The 13,978-nt window shown below is 42.9% G+C and carries 14 protein-coding genes; all 14 read left to right on the forward strand.

The features are described 5' to 3' along the window. Positions 1-8: 8 nt before the first annotated feature. The 14 genes from OCV12_RS01505 to rng all read left to right on the forward strand — a co-directional run bounded on the left by OCV12_RS01505 (position 9) and on the right by rng (position 13,972). Positions 9-1,232 (forward strand): type II secretion system F family protein, encoded by a 1,224-nt coding sequence (locus OCV12_RS01505; protein WP_261885197.1) that lies wholly within the window; start codon positions 9-11, stop codon positions 1,230-1,232. Between the two features lie 3 nt (positions 1,233-1,235). Then, positions 1,236-1,691 (forward strand): MSHA biogenesis protein MshF, encoded by a 456-nt coding sequence (locus tag OCV12_RS01510; RefSeq protein ID WP_261885198.1) that lies wholly within the window; start codon positions 1,236-1,238, stop codon positions 1,689-1,691. A gap of 79 nt (positions 1,692-1,770) precedes the next feature. Then, a complete protein-coding gene (locus OCV12_RS01515) occupies positions 1,771-2,346 on the forward strand; it encodes a prepilin-type N-terminal cleavage/methylation domain-containing protein (protein WP_081230434.1) in 576 nt (191 codons plus the stop codon). Between the two features lie 35 nt (positions 2,347-2,381). Next, positions 2,382-2,849, forward strand: a complete 468-nt coding sequence (locus tag OCV12_RS01520) for a prepilin-type N-terminal cleavage/methylation domain-containing protein (protein WP_102270427.1) — start codon at positions 2,382-2,384, stop codon at positions 2,847-2,849. A 152-nt stretch (positions 2,850-3,001) separates the two neighbouring features. Beyond that, positions 3,002-3,499, forward strand: coding sequence for a prepilin-type N-terminal cleavage/methylation domain-containing protein (locus OCV12_RS01525; protein WP_261885199.1), 498 nt, complete (start codon positions 3,002-3,004; stop codon positions 3,497-3,499). After that, positions 3,496-3,858 (forward strand): type IV pilus modification PilV family protein, encoded by a 363-nt coding sequence (locus OCV12_RS01530; RefSeq protein WP_261885200.1) that lies wholly within the window; start codon positions 3,496-3,498, stop codon positions 3,856-3,858. The genes OCV12_RS01525 and OCV12_RS01530 overlap by 4 nt, the downstream gene beginning before the upstream one ends. Beyond that, the gene (locus OCV12_RS01535; RefSeq protein ID WP_261885201.1) at positions 3,858-4,580 is read left to right on the forward strand and encodes a PilW family protein; all 723 of its coding nucleotides are present in this window, start codon (positions 3,858-3,860) and stop codon (positions 4,578-4,580) included. The genes OCV12_RS01530 and OCV12_RS01535 overlap by 1 nt, the downstream gene beginning before the upstream one ends. Beyond that, on the forward strand, positions 4,570-5,028 hold the full coding sequence (locus OCV12_RS01540) for an MSHA biogenesis protein MshP (protein WP_261885202.1): 459 nt from the start codon (positions 4,570-4,572) through the stop codon (positions 5,026-5,028). Before OCV12_RS01535 ends, OCV12_RS01540 begins: the two co-directional genes overlap by 11 nt. Beyond that, complete coding sequence (locus OCV12_RS01545; protein ID WP_261885203.1) at positions 5,025-9,155, forward strand: DUF6701 domain-containing protein; 4,131 nt, start codon at positions 5,025-5,027, stop codon at positions 9,153-9,155. The genes OCV12_RS01540 and OCV12_RS01545 overlap by 4 nt, the downstream gene beginning before the upstream one ends. A 150-nt stretch (positions 9,156-9,305) precedes the next feature. Further along, positions 9,306-10,349 carry a rod shape-determining protein gene (locus OCV12_RS01550; RefSeq protein WP_017062957.1) on the forward strand — a complete coding sequence of 348 codons (1,044 nt, stop codon included), beginning with the start codon at positions 9,306-9,308 and terminating at the stop codon, positions 10,347-10,349. Positions 10,350-10,443: 94 nt separating this feature from the next. Beyond that, positions 10,444-11,331: a rod shape-determining protein MreC gene (gene mreC, locus OCV12_RS01555; RefSeq protein WP_017630737.1), complete on the forward strand. Its 888-nt coding sequence runs from the start codon at positions 10,444-10,446 to the stop codon at positions 11,329-11,331. Next, a complete protein-coding gene (gene mreD / locus OCV12_RS01560) occupies positions 11,321-11,809 on the forward strand; it encodes a rod shape-determining protein MreD (RefSeq protein WP_010434372.1) in 489 nt (162 codons plus the stop codon). Before mreC ends, mreD begins: the two co-directional genes overlap by 11 nt. A 7-nt stretch (positions 11,810-11,816) precedes the next feature. Further along, positions 11,817-12,482 carry a Maf family protein gene (locus OCV12_RS01565; protein ID WP_261885204.1) on the forward strand — a complete coding sequence of 222 codons (666 nt, stop codon included), beginning with the start codon at positions 11,817-11,819 and terminating at the stop codon, positions 12,480-12,482. Between the two features lie 20 nt (positions 12,483-12,502). Then, positions 12,503-13,972, forward strand: coding sequence for a ribonuclease G (rng, locus tag OCV12_RS01570; RefSeq protein WP_017061363.1), 1,470 nt, complete (start codon positions 12,503-12,505; stop codon positions 13,970-13,972). The last annotated feature ends 6 nt before the right edge of the window (positions 13,973-13,978 follow it).

Raw genomic sequence — 13,978 nt, forward strand, 5'->3', positions numbered from 1 at the left:
AGAGTGATATGCCAACTTATCGTTATGTAGGTCGCAGCTCTGATGGCAGTCAAGTTACTGGCCAGTTGGATGCGAATAACGAAGATCTCGCTGCTGAAAGCTTGATGAGCAAGGGGATCATTCCAACCTCCATTAAGCCGGGTAAAAGTGGCGGCTCTGTATTGGATATGGACGTTTCTAGCCTGTTTACGCCCAATGTCCCTCTTGAGGTGTTGGTTCTGTTTTGTAGACAGTTATACAGTCTAACTAAAGCGGGCGTGCCACTATTAAGGTCGATGAAAGGCCTCACTCAAAATTGCGAAAATAAACAGCTGAAAGCAGCACTTGAAGAAGTGGTCGCTGAGCTCACCAATGGTCGTGGGTTAGCAGCATCGATGCAGATGCACCCCAAAGTATTCAGTCCATTGTTTGTATCGATGATTGGTGTTGGTGAAAACACGGGTCGTTTAGATCAGGCTCTGCTGCAGTTGGCTGGGTACTATGAGCAGGAAGTTGAGACTCGTAAGCGAATCAAGACCGCGATGCGTTACCCAACCTTCGTGATCAGCTTTATTTTGATTGCGATGTTCATTCTTAACATCAAGGTTATTCCACAGTTCTCGAGCATGTTCGCACGTTTCGGTGTCGACCTGCCTCTGCCTACTCGAATTTTGATTGGTATGTCGGAGTTCTTTGTTAATTACTGGGGCTTAATGCTCGGAGTGATCTTTGGTCTTATCTTTGCTTTTAAAGCATGGGTTAAGACAGACAAAGGATTAGAGAAGTGGGACCGATTACGTTTGAAGATGCCAGTGATCGGTGGTGTAGTGAATCGAGCGCTGTTGTCACGTTTCTCACGTACCTTTGCACTGATGCTAAAAGCAGGCGTGCCACTAAACCAGTCGCTAGCATTATCGGCGGAAGCCTTAGATAACCGCTTTCTAGAGTTGCGAGTTCAAGCTATGAAGTCGGCCATTGAAGCCGGTAGTACGGTTTCATCGACCGCGATCAACAGCGAAATTTTCACACCGTTGGTGATACAAATGATTTCAGTGGGTGAAGAGACGGGTCGAATTGATGAGTTGTTGCTTGAAGTGGCTGATTTTTATGATCGAGAGGTCGATTACGATTTAAAGACTTTGACCGCCAGAATTGAACCAATCTTGTTGACGATAGTTGCGGGTATGGTTTTGATTTTAGCTCTGGGTATTTTCTTACCGATGTGGGGAATGCTCGATGCAATCAAAGGTTAAGGAATGCTAAATAACCTACAGCGCTCACGTTTTGTTATTTGGACTGTGGTTATTCTTTTTCTTGTGATTGGATTACTTTCTGCATGGGAAACGGTAGAAGAAGAAGCGACTAATACGGCATTTATCGTAGCGAGCAAACGAATTCTTGAGCAAGCAAATCTGTTCAAACAACAGTATTTGTTAAAGGGTACTAAACGAGAAAATGATTCAGAATCACCAAAAGTTTACAGTAGAACAGGGTGGATAATGCCGATTCAGGGCTCAGAGCGAGACTGCAATTATTGGCTGGATCAATTATATCCCCAAGGGAGTGTTTTAGGGCTAAGCTCTCCAAGTGTTGAAGATAAAAGTGATAACATACAGTTTCATTGTAGTTATCATTATGGTGATAAATATCAGATAGATATATTACTCGAAAGAGAAAGGTTTAGTGTAAAAGCCAATATTTTGGCTTTGTGAAAATATTGACAGTTTTTTTATGGTTTTATACGAGTGCGAATGTATAATGCGCGTTAATAATTAGATGAGTAGGTAGAAAATGCTTAAGAATCAAAAGGGTTTCTCCCTTGTCGAATTAGTCATAGTGATCGTGGTCGTTGGTTTATTGGCGGTAGCTGCTTTACCTCGCTTTCTCGATGTGACAGATGAAGCCAAAAAATCAAGCATTGAGGGCGTTGCTGGTGGCTTTGCGACCGCAGTTTTGTCGGCTAGAGCACAGTGGGAAGCAGAAGCTAGACCATCAGAGAAGATAGGTGTTGAAACATACAATACTGTAAATTATGATGGTGTTGATTTTTGGTTAACAAGATCAAAGAACAGTAGCAACGTCGATACCGACTTTCGAGATGGCTACCCTTGGACTCTGAACAACAATTCTGGCACCGCGCCACAAGATATTTCAGATAAAACATGTTCTGAACTGATGGAAAACTTGCTGCAAAATCCACCTAAAGTGGGTGAGGTTTCAGTTGTTGCTAGTGACTCAAATTACAAATATTCAGCGCAAGCGAATTCTGGCGATGCAACGTGTACTTACGTTCAATTAGAAGGTAGTACTGAGCATGAATTTGTTTACGAAATTAAAACTGGTCGTGTGACCGTAACTTTGCAGTAAGTCTGCGTAAAATTAAACATAGAGAGAGCTTAACTATGAAAAGACAAGGCGGTTTCACCCTAATCGAACTAGTGGTTGTAATTGTTATTCTAGGTATTCTTGCTGTAACTGCGGCACCACGTTTCCTAAATCTACAAGATGATGCTCGTGAATCTTCACTACAAGGCTTGAAAGGGGCAATTGACGGTGCTGCTGGTATTACTTATGGTAAAGCTGCTGTTGAAGGGTTAGAGGCTGTATCTTCAGGACAAAACGTAGAAGGTATTGATATTGCTTTTGGTTACCCTACCGCTGATGATACAGGTATAGGTGCGGCTGTTGTTGGCCTAACAACAGATTGGAGTCGATCTGCTAGTAATGGTGTTATGACACTGACCTTTTCCGGCACTAGTGCAGCGACTGCAACTGGATGTATTGTTACTTATACACAAGCTACAGGCACAACAGCGGCCTCAGCTGCCTCTACAACAGTAACTCTTGGTGCTGGTTGTAATGGTAACTAAATAGCTTGCTACGGTAAGCTAGAGGTCGGCATTTGCCGGCCTTTTTTATTTTAGGAATAAACTAATAAATCTCTAATATTCATAGCAAATATATTCATTGTTTTTATTCTATCTTGTAATGTAGAGCTACGATTGAGTTACTTAGGGTGTATATGAATATAAAGCCAAACAAAGGTTTCACTTTAGTGGAGCTGATTGTGGTGATTCTTTTACTTGCTATTATTGCTGTAACAGCCATTAGCCGTTTTAGTGGACGCCAAAGCTATGAGTTGTATGCCCTACAAGAGCAAGCCTCTTCTGTCATTCGACAAATTCAGCTCAATAGAATGCAATCTAACATGGATATGTCTGTGTCAGGTGCTGAAAGCTTACGTTTAGTCGCTGCGAACAATTGCATCGGTTCACAATCTGCTTGTGACAACTTATCTGAAACAAGAAGTGATGTTATCGCTAGTGATGATTATAGTTTCGCGTCTGTGCCTACCTCTAGCCATTCTTCTCCAATCGAATTCAACCTTTTAGGTAACCCTGAAAATACTGCCTCATCTGGTGTTCAAATTACTATCTCATCTAATAATAGTTCCGACAGAGCTTGGGTTTGTATCAATTCTCAAGGTTTTGTTTATCCAAGTAATCAGGTATGCCCATGAAGTACGTCAATAGTGGCTTTACGCTTATCGAGTCGATCATTGTTATTGTACTACTTGGTTTTGCAATGCTCGCATTTTCTACTTTTCTTGCACCACAATCCGCGCTTTCAGGACAAGTGAATTATTCCAACCGAGCTTCAGCATTAGGCCAAAGCATTATGACAGACCTTTTAGCTCGAGATTACGGCTCGGTGAGCTCTGGTACTCCAATTGAACTCGGCAGCACTTATACTAATTTAGATGTGGATTTGGTTGTTGCCAACGATACCCCAACTGCTTCGATGCAGGAATTTACGTTAACAATTACCGCAAGCAATAATCCTCCTATCACTTTAGTTGCTTATAAAGGGGAGTATTAATGAAAGGGAAAGGGTTTACGCTTATAGAGATGATTTTATCTATTGTCATCTCAAGTATCGTCTTGCTTGGTGTCGCGAATTTTACTGAACTCGGTATGAGAGGCTATTTTGGTTCTGTAGAACGCTTTCGACTACAAACTGAAGCCAGATTTGTCTTAGAAAAACTTTCGCGTGAAGTGAGGCATGCTGTACCTAATCTGTTTCCTGCTTCTGTAAGTAGCGGTTGCGTATCATTTTATCCAATTGTTGATTCAGGTTTTTACGCTATATCGGGGGCAGACATTAACTTTCTAGTTAGTGATACAGGAGCGACAAGCAGCTCATTGCAATCTATGTCATTGGTTATAAATCCGACTAGGCCACATACGGATATCAGCAACCTAAACAATGTATACCTTCTTGATAGTGTGGTTCCTCCAAGCGTATCTGCTGCATACTTTTCTATTCCAAACGGAGCTAACACTCTTGTCAGTGAATCTGTAGGTAAAAGGCACTACATTTTTGACTCAAATAACCTTGTGGAGTATTGCCTTGCGAATAGTAATTTACTAACTCGTAATGGTGTCACAATAAGCGATCGAGTTATGAGTGAGAATAGCACTCTGAGTTATCAACCTGCAGATGTTCAGAGTAATGGTGTTGTTGAGTTGATTCTCGAATTTGCAGAAAATAATGAGTCCACAGTGTTTGAGCAAGATATACAGGTGATTAATGTCCCGTAAAGCAAGCCAAAGAGGTAGTGCGCTAGTCATGGTCATCTTTGTTATCGTGGTGCTTGGTTTCTTAGCGACAAGTTTGAGTCGAACGAGTTGGTCTGATAATGATTCAAACACTCGAGTTGTACTTGGCACACAAGCTTGGTTACTCAGCCATTCGGTTAATGAGTATGTTATGACTCAGTTTTATCCGGATCCTGATCCCCAAGCTTCTTCTGCTGTTGATAGTGTTTGTAGTAGTAACGATCTTCAGCCTGGTGGTAGGATCTTTACGGTAGCAAGCTCTATGGTTGATGCAGCTTCGGTAAATTGTTCTCTTGACCGAGTGCAGTGTTCTAATCGGGGAGAGCTTGATGGCTTTGTTTTCTATGTTTTAGAGTCGTCAGTTATTTGTGGTTCTGGTGTGAGCCAAGTGCAGCGTAATCAAGAACTTTGGGTGAAGGAGGCTGAATGAAGCATCTAAGTATAATATTGATACTACTATTTATTTCTTTTCCTTCTTTTGCCGATTTTTCATCGTCCCAATGCAGCTCACTTCATGCTGGAGACGATTTTTCCGTATGGTTTAAATTAGCTCCATCGTCTGGGGAAGATACTATATATGCGACTAAAAGAAATGGCGGTAGTCCGACCCCCATTTGGAGTAATGATAGTAGCGTTCAAAGCCCCGTAATTGATGATAACGAAACGTCGAATGGTGAGTTTTATGAGGTTTGGCTTGAATATGAAAGCGTCACGAATAAATCAGGATGGTTAACTTACAATTTGTGGGAAGGAAGTTCTTGGCGACAAGTTGGAACTCGTCAATATGCTGACCTTTCAGGGCTTTCTGCAGCGATTGCGGTTTCTGGCGATGGGGCGAGCGAAATCAAGTGTGATGATGATATAACCGAACCCCCTCCAAGTTATTCACCGCAAGCGCTTTACCAGTTTGGTGTCATACAATGTAATGGTTCAGAATGTAAGATTCCGTTGAATAGACCTTTTACGAATACACCACTTGTGTTTGTAATGCCGACTATCGATCCAACTAATCCTGACTCAGATGCTCCTGCAACGTTAGTTGTGACTAATATTACGAAAACGGAAGCAACGATTGAGCAAATTAAAGCTCCGAAGAATGGAGGTGGCTCAGATTTAACTAGTCAACCAATGACTGAGGTGAGCTATCTTGCTATTGAGCCTGGTGTGGCTGATTTTAATGGTCATGAAGTTATTGCTGGTTACTTGGATACGAATAGATACAAATCAAAAAATGGCACAAATGGTAATGCCGAGTCCGTCGCATATTCTACATTTGGAGCCCAACAAGCCTTTAATTCTCCAGTTGTTCTTCATCAACTTCAAACAAGGAACAATGGTAGTAGATGGGTGACATCCGGTAAACTTATTGGGGGCAATGACAATAATGAAGCGAGGCTATTTTTAGAGTTATCGGCGTCAAGAGTTGGTAATAATTACCAAGAAGAACGGGTGGGCTTTATTGCAACAAATTCCACCAGTGGTTCAACGCTTGAAGTCGATGGCTACAAGGTTCAATTTGCAAGAGGGTATGATACACCAAGTCAAAATGGTAATGACCCAATGCTCGATGGTTGTGAGGATAAATACGCCACGACCTCTCTAACGAATATTGATGGGATCATCGCCAATAAACAAGAGAGAGCCGGTGGGCACGGAGGCTGGTTACGTCGATGTAATATCAATAACGATCAAGTTAGTTTTGCTGTTGATGAAGACTTTAGAGACCGCACACATATACCTGAAGAGGTTGGTTACTTTGCTTTTGAAATTGACGATATTTCAATTGATATTTGTGACGTTACCCCACATGTGGTTCAATCTTGGGGAAGTAATAGTCGTTTAAAGTGGACGTCCAATACGGCTACTATCCAAATTGAAGGTACTTATCAGTCTAGCGGTCAGGTGGGGATTTGGGTTGATCCTACAAATCCAACTGTTAACCCAAAGGCACAATGTGATGGAAAGGAGTGTATAGAAAACTCATCGCTATATGTAGCGGAGCCTAATATCGTTGATTTAGATTTACCCTCCGGACGAGACGTCGATGCAGGTTGGCAAGAGGTTGATCTTCCTAGTGGTAAGTACAATACAGTATCCGCCGGAGGTTCTGGCACACTTAACTTGACAGGTGGTACCTATTACATCGAGCGTTTAATTATTAGTGCTAGCGGTAAATTAGTGTTGTCTCAAGATGCCAAAATTTTTGTGAATAGTTTTGAGCTGTCAGGCGGGGGGCAAGTTATTAATAATAGCTTCAAACTGTCTATATGGGCTGAGAATTATAAAGGTAGCAATGCGTTAGTTCAGGTGGAAAGGAACTTAAATGCGCTAATTTTTAGTCGAGGAAAGGTGCTTGTTTCTGGTGGTAATGGGCTAATCAGTGGGCGTGTAACCGCTAAAAATATAGAATTAAGACCTGATGGTAAAATTATTGATGATGCTCAGTTATGTCCTGTACAGCCATCAGATTATCAATTGAATTTGGTTCCCAACAAAGACTTCTCTTTATTGTGTGAAACCCCACAAGTGACGGTAACTGTGACTGATTCTCAAGGGAATCCAGCAACGGAGCAAGTTGAAGTTTATATTACGACACCTGCTGGCATAACCGTTGATAGTGTTGTTGAAGGGCGCCATAACGGTGGTAATTCTTATTCGACAAATTCATCGGGAATATTAATGCTTGGCTTGGATGCGGCCTCAATTGGTACTTATAAAATTGAGGCTGAATTAGCTTCTGACTCAAGTCAAAATGACTCCGGTGATTTTTTAGTATCGCTTTACAAATTTGAAGCAAGTGATGTCTATGCCATTGCAGGAAAGGACGCTGAATTCACACTTAAAGTTCTTGCATGTAAAAACGATTCAGTGACGCCTGTTTCTGGCTATAGCGGCAGTAAAAATCTCAATATTTCCCAGTTTACATTACTGAAGCCATCGCTTGACGAGGGGGCTCAAGATGGAGGGCTACTAGTTTCTGGTGATGGTGGAATTACCTGGAGCAGCTCATCAACAACATTTGATTTTACAAACGCACAAGCGAACCCCAATGGGAAAGTCAATTATGATGAGTCTGGCTCTATTAGTTTTATGTTATCGGACCCCGACTTTGAATGCCCTACAGGCTATGATTGTGAGGATAACGAAGGTGGGGATTTAGATGCACTAGAGGGTATCGTTAATGTCTTTGTTCGTCCGTGGAAAATTGCGATTTGTGATATAAAAGAGACGTCTGTAACAACAAATTCAAATCCAGCAACGACGACTGGAAGCCCCGGGTTTATGGCTTCGGGCGAGAACTTTTCTGTCAAATATAGACCAATTGTATTTGGTAGTGGAGATGAGTGTAACTCAGATGTAACTACTAACTATGCACGGGATTCCGGCCCTATCAATGTGTCTTTTAAATTAGCATATCCCAACATTGTTGATGACAATTTAAATATAATGCCAGCGGTGGTAGGACCGTTTGATAACTCTTCCGAACTTGTGATTTCAAATTATTTATGGGATGAAGTCGGCTCTGTACAATTTAAGACAAGTGCTACGTACCTTACTATGGATCTAAATGAAGATACGGAACTAGTTGGTCGCTTTTATCCAAAATATTTCACCTCGATAGGTACTCCAATTTGGGACTATCCAGGAAGTGGAGTAAGTGAGCAAAACTTTACTTATATGAATCAACCATTCGATGGTGTCGAATTTGAAGTTGAGGCACTAAATGCTCTAGGACACGCGGTTGAAAATTATGCATCATTTGATGCCACGTTAACGGCGGGCTTCTCATTATTTGAGTCAAACTTTGGTGATCGCTTTAATTCTCCTGTGCCCAATAAAGTGTGGACTGCTACTGATAATAGAAGTATTGGTACTTTTACATTAAGTGAAACTTCTCCTTCAACTGACTGTGATTCAGAACTATGCCTCGAAAAATTATCAACGGCCAATAATTATGAGGATGGTCCTTACAACGGTACTAATGGCAATCCAACGGATATATCAATTACTCACACTGGTTCTGTAAGTGATGACCCGGTTGCTTATCTGAATAAGGAGGGGAGTAGAGATCCCCAACTCTTAACTGTGCAGCCTGATATTCGCTTTGGTCGAATGGTCTTAGACGATGTTGGTGGTAATTCAGTAGCAACAATTACTATTCCTCTAAGAGCGGAGTATTGGAATGGCAGCCGCTTTGTTCTTAATGAAGATGATAATGCTACAAACGTTGAAGCTTCTACGAGTGCCAGCGATGTCATTTGGTCAGAAGACGGCAGTGTCACCACGACAGTAACACTCGCTAATGGCGGACTGGTCTCTGATGGAGAATCTCGTAACCTGACGGCCTCTCAAGGTACAGGTGTAAGCATCCGTGAACAAGTACAGTTGTGGCAAAATATGGATGATATTCCATGGCTCAGATACGATTGGGACAGCGATAAAGTTTCGGATGAGGCAAATGGAGAGCAAGATCCCTCCACCGTCGTCACATTTGGTATCTATCGCGGTAACGATCGTGTGATTTACCGAGGTGAAAGCGGTTTAACAGGTCAGTAAAAATATAATTTTTGCCCCTTAAGTTAGGAATCTGTAAGAAATTGCGGGTTTCAGTCCATGTTTATACTTCAATGCCTTGCCGTGACAGCAAGGCATTGGTACATTTAGTGCAATTTTTGTCTTCTAATTCTTGCAGGATGAGCGAAGAATATGTTTAAAAAACTTCGTGGCATGTTTTCAAACGACCTATCGATTGATTTAGGTACAGCCAATACCCTTATTTATGTAAAAGGCCAAGGCATTGTTCTTGATGAGCCTTCAGTTGTAGCTATTCGCCAAGATCGTGCGGGTTCTGCAAAGAGTGTCGCTGCTGTTGGTCACGCTGCTAAGCAAATGCTTGGTCGTACGCCTGGTAACATCTCAGCGATCCGTCCAATGAAAGACGGTGTAATTGCCGACTTTTATGTAACGGAAAAAATGCTTCAGCACTTCATCAAACAAGTGCATGACAACAGTGTGCTTAAACCAAGCCCTCGTGTTTTGGTTTGTGTACCTTGTGGTTCAACGCAAGTTGAGCGTCGTGCTATCCGTGAATCAGCGCTAGGTGCTGGTGCTCGTGAGGTTTACCTAATCGATGAGCCAATGGCTGCAGCGATCGGTGCTGGCCTACGTGTATCTGAACCAACAGGTTCAATGGTTGTTGATATCGGTGGTGGTACTACTGAAGTTGCGGTTATCTCACTGAATGGTGTGGTTTACTCGTCTTCTGTTCGCATCGGTGGTGACCGTTTTGATGAAGCGATCATCAACTACGTTCGTCGTAACTACGGCAGCTTGATCGGTGAAGCGACAGCAGAGAAGATCAAACACGAAATCGGCTCAGCTTACCCTGGCGATGAAGTAGAAGAGATCGAAGTACGTGGTCGTAACCTTGCAGAAGGTGTGCCTCGTAGCTTTAGCCTAAACTCAAACGAAATCCTTGAAGCACTCCAAGAGCCTCTATCTGGCATCGTATCTGCAGTGATGGTTGCGCTAGAACAGTGTCCACCAGAGCTAGCTTCTGATATCTCAGAAAACGGTATGGTACTAACAGGTGGTGGTGCACTGCTTAAAGACCTTGATCGTCTGCTAACAGAAGAAACAGGTATCCCTGTTGTTGTTGCAGAAGAGCCATTAACGTGTGTTGCTCTAGGTGGCGGTAAAGCCCTAGAGATGATCGACATGCACGGTGGCGATCTGTTCAGCGAAGAATAATATCTAGTGTTAGGCTCTTTTCTTATCTAGTTTTATGTAAAGAGCCTAGGACCTTGTCTATAGGATCAAATGTAGCTCTAGGACCAAATATAGAATGAAGCCAATTTTTGGTAGAGGTCCCTCTCTACAATTGCGCCTGTTTTTTGCTGTAATTTTATCAGCCAGCCTTATGCTGGCTGATAGTCGTTTAGATGCTTTCTCAAATGTCCGCTATCTATTGAACAGCATGGTTGCACCTATTCAATATGCAGCTAACTTACCTCGCACTATGTTCGACGGTGTTTACGACCGCTTTAGCACTCGTAAAGGGCTGATCGAATCCAACCATAATATTAAACGTGAAGTGTTGCGACTGAAGAGCGAGTTGATTCTGCTTGAGCAATATCAAGAAGAAAACAAACGTCTACGTAAGTTATTGGGCTCTCCGTTTATCCGTGACGAAAAGAAAGTCGTTACAGAGGTTATGGCCGTTGATACTTCTCCATACCGTCATCAAGTGGTTATCGATAAAGGCTTGATTGATGGGGTGTATGAAGGTCAGCCGGTGATTAACGAGAAAGGTATTGTCGGTCAAGTCACCTTTGTTGCCGCTCATAATAGCCGCGTCTTGCTGCTGACTGATGCAAACAATGCGATTCCTGTTCAAGTTATTCGTAATGACATCCGTGTGATTGCATCTGGTAATGGCATGATTGATGAAATTCAACTAGAGCACATTCCAACCAGCACTGATATTCAAGAAGAAGATCTGTTGGTGACTTCAGGATTGGGCGGGGTATATCCAGAGGGATACCCAGTCGCTTATGTGTCTGCGGTTGAATCTGATCCTAAACGTGAGTTCGCCGTTATTAAAGCAGAGCCTGTGGTTGAGTTTGATAAGCTCAGATACCTGTTACTTGTATGGCCAGACGAAAATAAGCAAAAACAAGCGGATCAATCCAGCATAGAACAAGCAATGTTAGAGGGCGAAAATGGCCAATAGCGTTTTAAGAAGCAAGGTCGTAATTGGCTGCTCATTTTTGATCGCGCTTATTCTGCAGACGATCCCTTGGCCTGGTAGTTTAGATCTATTCAGACCTTCTTGGTTACTACTGGTTACCTGTTATTGGGTTCTAGCATTGCCTCACCGTGTTAACGTAGGTAGTGCTCTGATTCTGGGCTTGTTGTGGGACCTTTTGATCGGCTCGACGTTAGGTATTCGAGGCATGATGATGGCAATAGTGATGTACATTATTGCGCTGAACTTCCTTGTGATCCGCAACATGGCCTTATGGCAACAAGCCATGATCATTGCTGCGTTGACGGTGTTGTTTGAGGTATTGATATTCTTTGGTGAATATTTGATCCAAGATGTCGTTTTCAATCCATTATCGCTATGGAGCGCATTGATAAACTGTATACTTTGGCCTTGGATGTTTTTATTAATGAGACGCGTGCGTCGCCATTGGCATGTGAGGTAATGTGACGATGGAAAAGAAACATTTAGTTTTGGCATCCGGTTCACCACGCCGCAAAGAATTGCTATCTCAACTTGGTTATGAGTTTTCTGTTCTCGTAACCGACGTTGAAGAGTGTAAACACGCCCAAGAAACCGCCGAAGAGTACGTTAAGCGACTATCTTTAGATAAAGCTTTAGCGGCGCTGTCTTTATTAACAACGAATCCTTCTGAAAAGCAGCATGTCGCTTGTGGTTCTGATACTGTAGTTGTTAGCTCTGACACTGTAGTTGTTAGTTCTGATGCTATTTCTCTTGATTCTGAAACAGTGGTTCTTGGCTCTGACACTGTAGTGGTAAGCCAAGGGCAAGTACTCGAGAAACCAGCCGATTTTTCTGACTCTAAGCGTATGCTTACTCAGTTAGCGGACGGACGTCATCAAGTTATGACGGCAGTCTCTGTGGTTTCGGAAGAAAAACAAAAAACAGAAATCGTTATTACCGACGTATGGTTTAAACCCCTCAGTGAAAAAGAAATAGAACAATACTGGCAAACAGGGGAGCCATGCGATAAAGCCGGTAGCTATGGGATCCAAGGTTTGGGTGGACGCTTTGTTACCCGAATCGAAGGTAGTTATTACGCCGTTGTCGGCTTACCTTTATTTGAAACGGACCAGCTACTGCAAGAATTCTTATAATTACTAATCTGAGGTGCACCATGAGTGCTGAATTGTTGCTGAACGTGACCCCGAGTGAAACTCGCGTGGCCATGATTGAAGGGGGAGCTCTTCAAGAGATCCATGTCGAACGAGATGCTCGACGCGGTATCGTAGGAAATATCTATAAAGGACGTGTAAGCCGTGTTCTTCCAGGAATGCAGGCGGCTTTTGTGGATATAGGCCTAGAGAAAGCAGCTTTTTTACATGCCTCTGATATTGTTCCGCACACTGAATGTGTGGCTGAAAACGAAAAGAAGCAGTTTCAAGTTCGCGACATTTCGGAGCTTGTTCGCCAAGGACAAGACATTGTGGTTCAAGTAGTCAAAGACCCGCTTGGCACTAAAGGTGCCCGCTTAACTACAGATATCACTCTACCATCTCGTTACCTCGTCTTTATGCCGGGCGCTAGCCATGTTGGTGTTTCTCAGCGTATCGATAGTGAGTCTGAACGTAATCGCCTTAAGAAAGTTGTGTCGCGTTACTGTGATGAACACGGTGGCTTTATCATTCGAACTGCGGCCGAAGGTGCAGATTCTAATGAGCTTGCACAAGATGCGGCATTCTTGAAGCGACTTTGGCTAAAGGTTCTTGAGCGTCGTGGTAAGCACAAAGCGCGCACTCGTTTATACGGTGAGCTTTGCCTAAGCCAACGTATCTTGCGTGATTTTGTTGGTACTGAGCTGAGTAAGATTCAGGTCGACTCTCGTCTAGAATATGAAAACCTTAAAGAGTTTACTTCTGAATACGTGCCTGAGCTGACTGACAAGCTTGAGCTGTATGAAGGAGATAAGCCGATCTTTGATATGTACGATACCGAGAATGAAATTCAACGTTCATTGGATCGTAAAGTCGAATTAAAGTCTGGTGGGTATCTGATTATCGACCAAACTGAAGCGATGACCACAGTTGATATCAACACTGGCGCGTTCGTCGGTCGTCGTAATCTAGAAGAGACGATTTTCAACACCAACGTTGAAGCGACTCAAGCAATTGCTCGTCAGCTGCGTTTGCGTAACTTAGGTGGCATCATCATTATCGACTTTATCGACATGTTGTCTGAGGAGCATCGTAAGCGAGTACTAACTTCTTTAGAGGCTGCGCTCGACAAAGATCGCGTGAAAACCAATATTAATGGCTTCACGCAGCTTGGTTTGGTTGAGATGACGCGTAAGCGTACTCGTGAAAGCATTGAGCATATTCTGTGTTCTAGTTGCCCTGCCTGTGAAGGTCGCGGCAGTGTGAAGACAGTCGAAACCGTTTGTTATGAAATACTTCGAGAGATCACGCGTGTGAACCGTGCCTACGACGCCGATAAGTTTGTTGTCTATGCGGCAGCAGCTGTTGCCGAGGCGTTAGAAGGTGATGAATCACATGCGCTTGCTGAGCTTGAAGTGTTTATTGGTAAACAAGTTAAAATCCAGGCTGAACCTCTGTACATACAAGAGCAGTTTGACGTTGTTATGATGTAATGGAAA

The sequence above is a fragment of the Vibrio pomeroyi genome (assembly GCF_024347595.1).
Lineage (GTDB): Bacteria > Pseudomonadota > Gammaproteobacteria > Enterobacterales > Vibrionaceae > Vibrio > Vibrio pomeroyi.